Annotated in this window: 5 protein-coding genes; 1 reads left to right on the top strand and 4 read right to left on the bottom strand. The window is 56.0% G+C overall.

Annotated elements, in window-relative coordinates:
- From BM485_18135 to BM485_18120, 4 genes are all read right to left on the bottom strand, one after another.
- A partial coding sequence (locus tag BM485_18135) for a hypothetical protein (GenBank protein OKY73583.1) occupies positions 1–1,044 on the bottom strand: 1,044 nt, incomplete at its 3' end.
- Positions 1,045–1,202: 158 nt separating this feature from the next.
- Complete coding sequence (locus BM485_18130; GenBank protein ID OKY73584.1) at positions 1,203–2,393, bottom strand: MFS transporter; 1,191 nt, start codon at positions 2,391–2,393, stop codon at positions 1,203–1,205.
- A 667-nt stretch (positions 2,394–3,060) separates the two neighbouring features.
- Positions 3,061–3,342, bottom strand: coding sequence for a hypothetical protein (locus BM485_18125; GenBank protein ID OKY73582.1), 282 nt, complete (start codon positions 3,340–3,342; stop codon positions 3,061–3,063).
- Positions 3,330–3,614, bottom strand: coding sequence for a hypothetical protein (locus BM485_18120; GenBank protein OKY73581.1), 285 nt, complete (start codon positions 3,612–3,614; stop codon positions 3,330–3,332). The genes BM485_18125 and BM485_18120 overlap by 13 nt, the downstream gene beginning before the upstream one ends.
- 528 nt (positions 3,615–4,142) lie before the next feature.
- Here BM485_18120 and BM485_18115 point away from each other — a divergent pair.
- A partial coding sequence (locus tag BM485_18115; protein ID OKY73580.1) for a hypothetical protein occupies positions 4,143–5,186 on the top strand: 1,044 nt, incomplete at its 3' end.

The raw sequence follows: 5,186 nt of genomic DNA, 5'->3' as shown, positions 1-5,186 counted from the left end.
CACCTTGCAGTGTCCCTTGACCATGACATTGTTAGCGCCGAAGTCTTCTTTCAATCGGCTGTTTGCCCGTTCCGCGCTGGACCGGATTTTATAGCGCTCTGCCTCGTGCGGTGCCATGGGGACAACCTCTTGGCCGCGGCCATTCTTATCTGTGATTGGAACATGGCCGAACTTCCGGCTGGTCTCCTCGATCCGCTTGGCATCGTAGGCTGCATCCATCAAATCGTAGAGATAGGTCACCTTTCCGCTGGTCAACTTGATCAGCGGAATCGCTACCTGGCTGTCATGCAGCGAAGCAGAGGTTACAAGGGCACTGATTGGCAGGCCGATATCGTTGATGTCCAGATGCAGCTTGAAACCGTTCCATGATATTTTGTACCCCTTGGCGTCCTTCTTGGTGCCACGATCACAGGCAACCGGCAACTCACCAATGGCTTCCTCGGCACTCTGGCGGACCTGACGGTCAAGCCGCTTCTCGATGGCCGGCGTCCGTTGCTCGCCTTTGGCGGGACGCCCCCTCTTGCGAGGCTTCTTCGGCTCCCTGGCCACCTTCTTCGCCGCTTTCTCACGTCCGGCAATGGCCGTGGAGTCCCGGCTGATGTGTCCGACAAGCTCTTCGCCAAGGTATTCCTTCACCAGTGCATCATGGACCCGCCCACCAAGACTGCCGGCGGCAAATTCGGCAAAGGCCCGCGACAAGGTAGGCTCCGACGGGATAGCATTGGAAGTGGCAAATCCGCATATCTGCCGCAGATTCCCTGCTGATTGCAGAGCCCGACGCAGGTCGCTGGTCGTCGGATATCGGTAGAGCGCCTTTGCCACGAATGCTCGGGCGCAAGCCTGTCGGTCAAGAGGCTTGCGCCCGGGATACTGATATCGACGTATGTTCCTTGGTACGTGTTGCTCAACCTGGATAATCTCCAGAATAGACACCAGGCGTTCCTCCTGCGCGGTGAGCGGAGCTTGCAAACATTTGTTCAGATGGGGAAACAGACTTCTTTGGACATACCCCATCAACCATGATATTTTGTCGGTGAGCTTCACGGCGTTCTCCTGTGTTCTGTTTTGCTGGTTACAAAACAATACCAGAAAACGCCGTGAAGTTCAATTATTTCAATATGTTACGCGATAATATCTTTTGTGTGGCGCGTCTCGTCATTTTGAAAGAGGCTCTACATTATGCAAGAAAAAAAGCCTCCAACTTACCGTGACGATGGCTGCGGAGCCGGCGTTGGCGGGGCGGCACGAATCATTGCCACCCCCGCCAGACCCAGGATCAGGACCGCCGCCCCGGCACTGTAAAAGGCCCAGGACAGACCGAACAAGTCCATCACCCAGCCGGTTCCGAGCGAGCCGAGAAAGATGCCGGCGCTCATCGAAAGATTGAACACTCCCATCATGGTCCCATGCCCGAAGATCCTGCCCTCCTCGGTGGCCAAGGCCCCCAGCGCCGGCCAGAGCATGGCCTCGCCCGCTCCCAGCACGACGAACAACCCCAGATAGTGGCGAAAATCGACGGCCAGGGGCACCAGAACGATAATCAGGCTGACGATCAGGCAGCCGATCATCAGGAGGACGACCTTGTCCCGCCGGTCGGCCAGGCGGCCGAAGGGGGTCTGCAAGACGGCGTTGGTCAGGGTCCGGCCGGCGATAACCAGACCGATCATGATGCCGGTGGCTGGAAAACGCTGATGCATGAGAAGCGGCAGAAAGGCCATGGACGGAACCATGATGATCATCGTTGCCATCCGGGTCAGCAGGATGCCACTGGCCCGGCGGCTGGCCAGGACCTGGTACATTCCCCGGAAAATCCCGAGTTGCGGCCCGACCTTCTTGCCGGTCTCGGCCATGACCGGCATCCGCAGAAGGACCAGGGCAAAGGCCAGAAAGCTCAAACCGGCCATGGCGTAAAAGGCGGAGGCCATCCCCCAGAGATCGGCAAAAAATCCGCCCAGCATCGGGCCGCCGCCGATACCGGTGAAGATGGCGATGTTGAGCAACCCCATATAGCGGCCTTCCTCGCCCGCCGGCGCCATTTCACTGACATAGGCCATGGCCACCGGCACGATCATCGCCGAGCCGAAACCGTGAAAGGTACGGATGACGATCAGGTTTCCCACCGAACCTGCCGCCGGCATGATCAGCCCCACCAAACCGTAAATGAAGAGACCGACGACCAGAAAGCCCTTGCGGCCCCAGCGGTCGGAAAGGGAGCCGACCACCGGCTGAAAAAAACCCCGGGTCAGAGAAAAGGCGGCGACCATCATCCCCAGGGCGGTGCCGCTGGCCCCGAGCCGCGTAGCGAAGTCGGGCATCACCGGGACAATGATCCCGATCCCGAGCAGGGCGATGAAGACCGAAAGCAGCAGAATTATCAGAATCTGACGGTTCATGGTGGATTTGCCATGGGCCATTTCCTGAATTGACGCTTCGTGGGGAGTTTCACTTTATCAGCATCTAATTGCATCGGATCATCGTTTTTCCCTGGACCGCCATCATTCACCCGCCCACTTGGCGTGGGGCGGTCGATAACGGATTCAGGAATTTCTCCTGGGATTAAAAAGCCTTTCAAGATATTTCCGGAAAAAGCGAGGCCGGGCCGGTGTCGATAGAGGAAATTGTACTACGAACTTGAATCGGCTTTCGGTTTTTTAATGGTGCAAGAGGGGCGGACTTTCCGGGCAGGAAAAACGGGAGGCTTCAGGCAAACCGGCCGGGCCTGCTCCGGACGGCCCGATGGCAATACAGGCGGCAGCGCGTAACCCGGAGCCGAGCAACCGGCCGCAATTAAACCAGCGGAGATGTCGATCATTGGTCAACCGAGATCGATAAACTAAAAAAAGTTAGGAGATGGCTGAGCAAAAACTTCGCTATACAGGTGTGTTTTTGTGACCGAGGCCAAATGCCGAAGGAACCAAAACCTCCCCCCGAAGGCAGTGCCCTCCTCAAGGGAGGATTGAAAGGGAGGATTGAACAGAACCCTTGGGGTGCGCCACCACAGAGCATGCGGCGCCATCAAGACTAAATAAATGCGCGATCCGGCGCAGCCGGCCTCGCATTTCAAGACTTCGAGGGGTCCGCCGCGATGGTGAATTTGGTCGGAAAGGCGCTCCGTGAGAGTTCCTTGCGACACTCCTCCCACTCTTGCGCCCCCTCCGGGCTGCGTGAATGCTCAATAACCTTTTGGCCGGCCTGTCCCATCTCCTGTAGCAACTCAAGGGCCTCGCGCTGCCGGCTCTGCATCATCAGTTCCTGTACTTTCGCGCCCATCTCTTCCGCGTCCCGCCGCGCTTTTCCCGGCCCGCTCTTCCTTTGACAGCGACTGCCGATCACCTTGTCCATGAGCAGAGGCTTCCCCCGGCGGTTCGATTCCTCGAAAGGGGATAATACCAGGTGGCGAGGTGGGCGTATTTGCCCACCAGGATATTGTATTCCTCCTGGGTCATCTGCTCCTGGGCCATAAGCATTTTGAATTTGTCGAAGATCCCATCCACCACTCGCGTGGTTTTGTCGCCTTGGGGGGTATTGCTGTAAATGCTTACACCGATAGCTGCTCCGGGCGGATCGTATTTATCGACCTCCCCGGCGTTCATATATTCAAAGAAGGCGTACACCTCCTCCTTTCCGTTTCGCTTCCCCGGCCGGCTGCCCCCTGATCCGCTGCATAGAAGGCCTTGACCCAAGTGGACATATGGTTTCTCTCCCGGTTATCCAAAGGGAAAATCCTACAAACCATACCAAACAAACATTTGTTTAAACTAACAGCACAAAAAAAAATGTCAACTGATATTATGGCCATGCAGTCAAACTGCCCAGCAGGTAGCCGGAAATGTCGTTAGCCGACAACATCTTCCCGGTCATTAACTATCAATTAATATTTTTCTCTGCGTAATCACAAAACATATTTGTCCAGAACTATCGCGAACTTCTCCGAAGAAAGTCATCCCTCAGGAAAAGAGTATTTAGACTAAAATCACCGGACGGTCTTCTCACTGGAAAATTGGGAGACTACAGAGCCTCTTTCAAAATGACGAGACGCGCCACACAAAAGATATTATCGCGTAACATATTGAAATAATTGAACTTCACGGCGTTTTCTGGTATTGTTTTGTAACCAGCAAAACAGAACACAGGAGAACGCCGTGAAGCTCACCGACAAAATATCATGGTTGATGGGGTATGTCCAAAGAAGTCTGTTTCCCCATCTGAACAAATGTTTGCAAGCTCCGCTCACCGCGCAGGAGGAACGCCTGGTGTCTATTCTGGAGATTATCCAGGTTGAGCAACACGTACCAAGGAACATACGTCGATATCAGTATCCCGGGCGCAAGCCTCTTGACCGACAGGCTTGCGCCCGAGCATTCGTGGCAAAGGCGCTCTACCGATATCCGACGACCAGCGACCTGCGTCGGGCTCTGCAATCAGCAGGGAATCTGCGGCAGATATGCGGATTTGCCACTTCCAATGCTATCCCGTCGGAGCCTACCTTGTCGCGGGCCTTTGCCGAATTTGCCGCCGGCAGTCTTGGTGGGCGGGTCCATGATGCACTGGTGAAGGAATACCTTGGCGAAGAGCTTGTCGGACACATCAGCCGGGACTCCACGGCCATTGCCGGACGTGAGAAAGCGGCGAAGAAGGTGGCCAGGGAGCCGAAGAAGCCTCGCAAGAGGGGGCGTCCCGCCAAAGGCGAGCAACGGACGCCGGCCATCGAGAAGCGGCTTGACCGTCAGGTCCGCCAGAGTGCCGAGGAAGCCATTGGTGAGTTGCCGGTTGCCTGTGATCGTGGCACCAAGAAGGACGCCAAGGGGTACAAAATATCATGGAACGGTTTCAAGCTGCATCTGGACATCAACGATATCGGCCTGCCAATCAGTGCCCTTGTAACCTCTGCTTCGCTGCATGACAGCCAGGTAGCGATTCCGCTGATCAAGTTGACCAGCGGAAAGGTGACCTATCTCTACGATTTGATGGATGCAGCCTACGATGCCAAGCGGATCGAGGAGACCAGCCGGAAGTTCGGCCATGTTCCAATCACAGATAAGAATGGCCGCGGCCAAGAGGTTGTCCCCATGGCACCGCACGAGGCAGAGCGCTATAAAATCCGGTCCAGCGCGGAACGGGCAAACAGCCGATTGAAAGAAGACTTCGGCGCTAACAATGTCATGGTCAAGGGACACTGCAAGGTG

It is taken from the genome of Desulfobulbaceae bacterium DB1, assembly GCA_001914235.1.
In the GTDB taxonomy this organism is placed as follows: domain Bacteria; phylum Desulfobacterota; class Desulfobulbia; order Desulfobulbales; family SURF-16; genus DB1.
The sequence above is the reverse complement of the archived record's forward strand: the minus strand, read 5'-3'. Positions and strand labels throughout refer to the sequence as shown.

Bases quoted from the DNA above. Each gene is read 5' to 3' on its own strand.
- BM485_18130 (OKY73584.1), bottom strand. From the start codon at position 2,393: ATGAACCGTCAGATTCTGATAATTCTGCTGCTTTCGGTCTTCATCGCC.
- BM485_18125 (OKY73582.1), bottom strand. From the start codon at position 3,342: ATGGACAAGGTGATCGGCAGTCGCTGTCAAAGGAAGAGCGGGCCGGGA.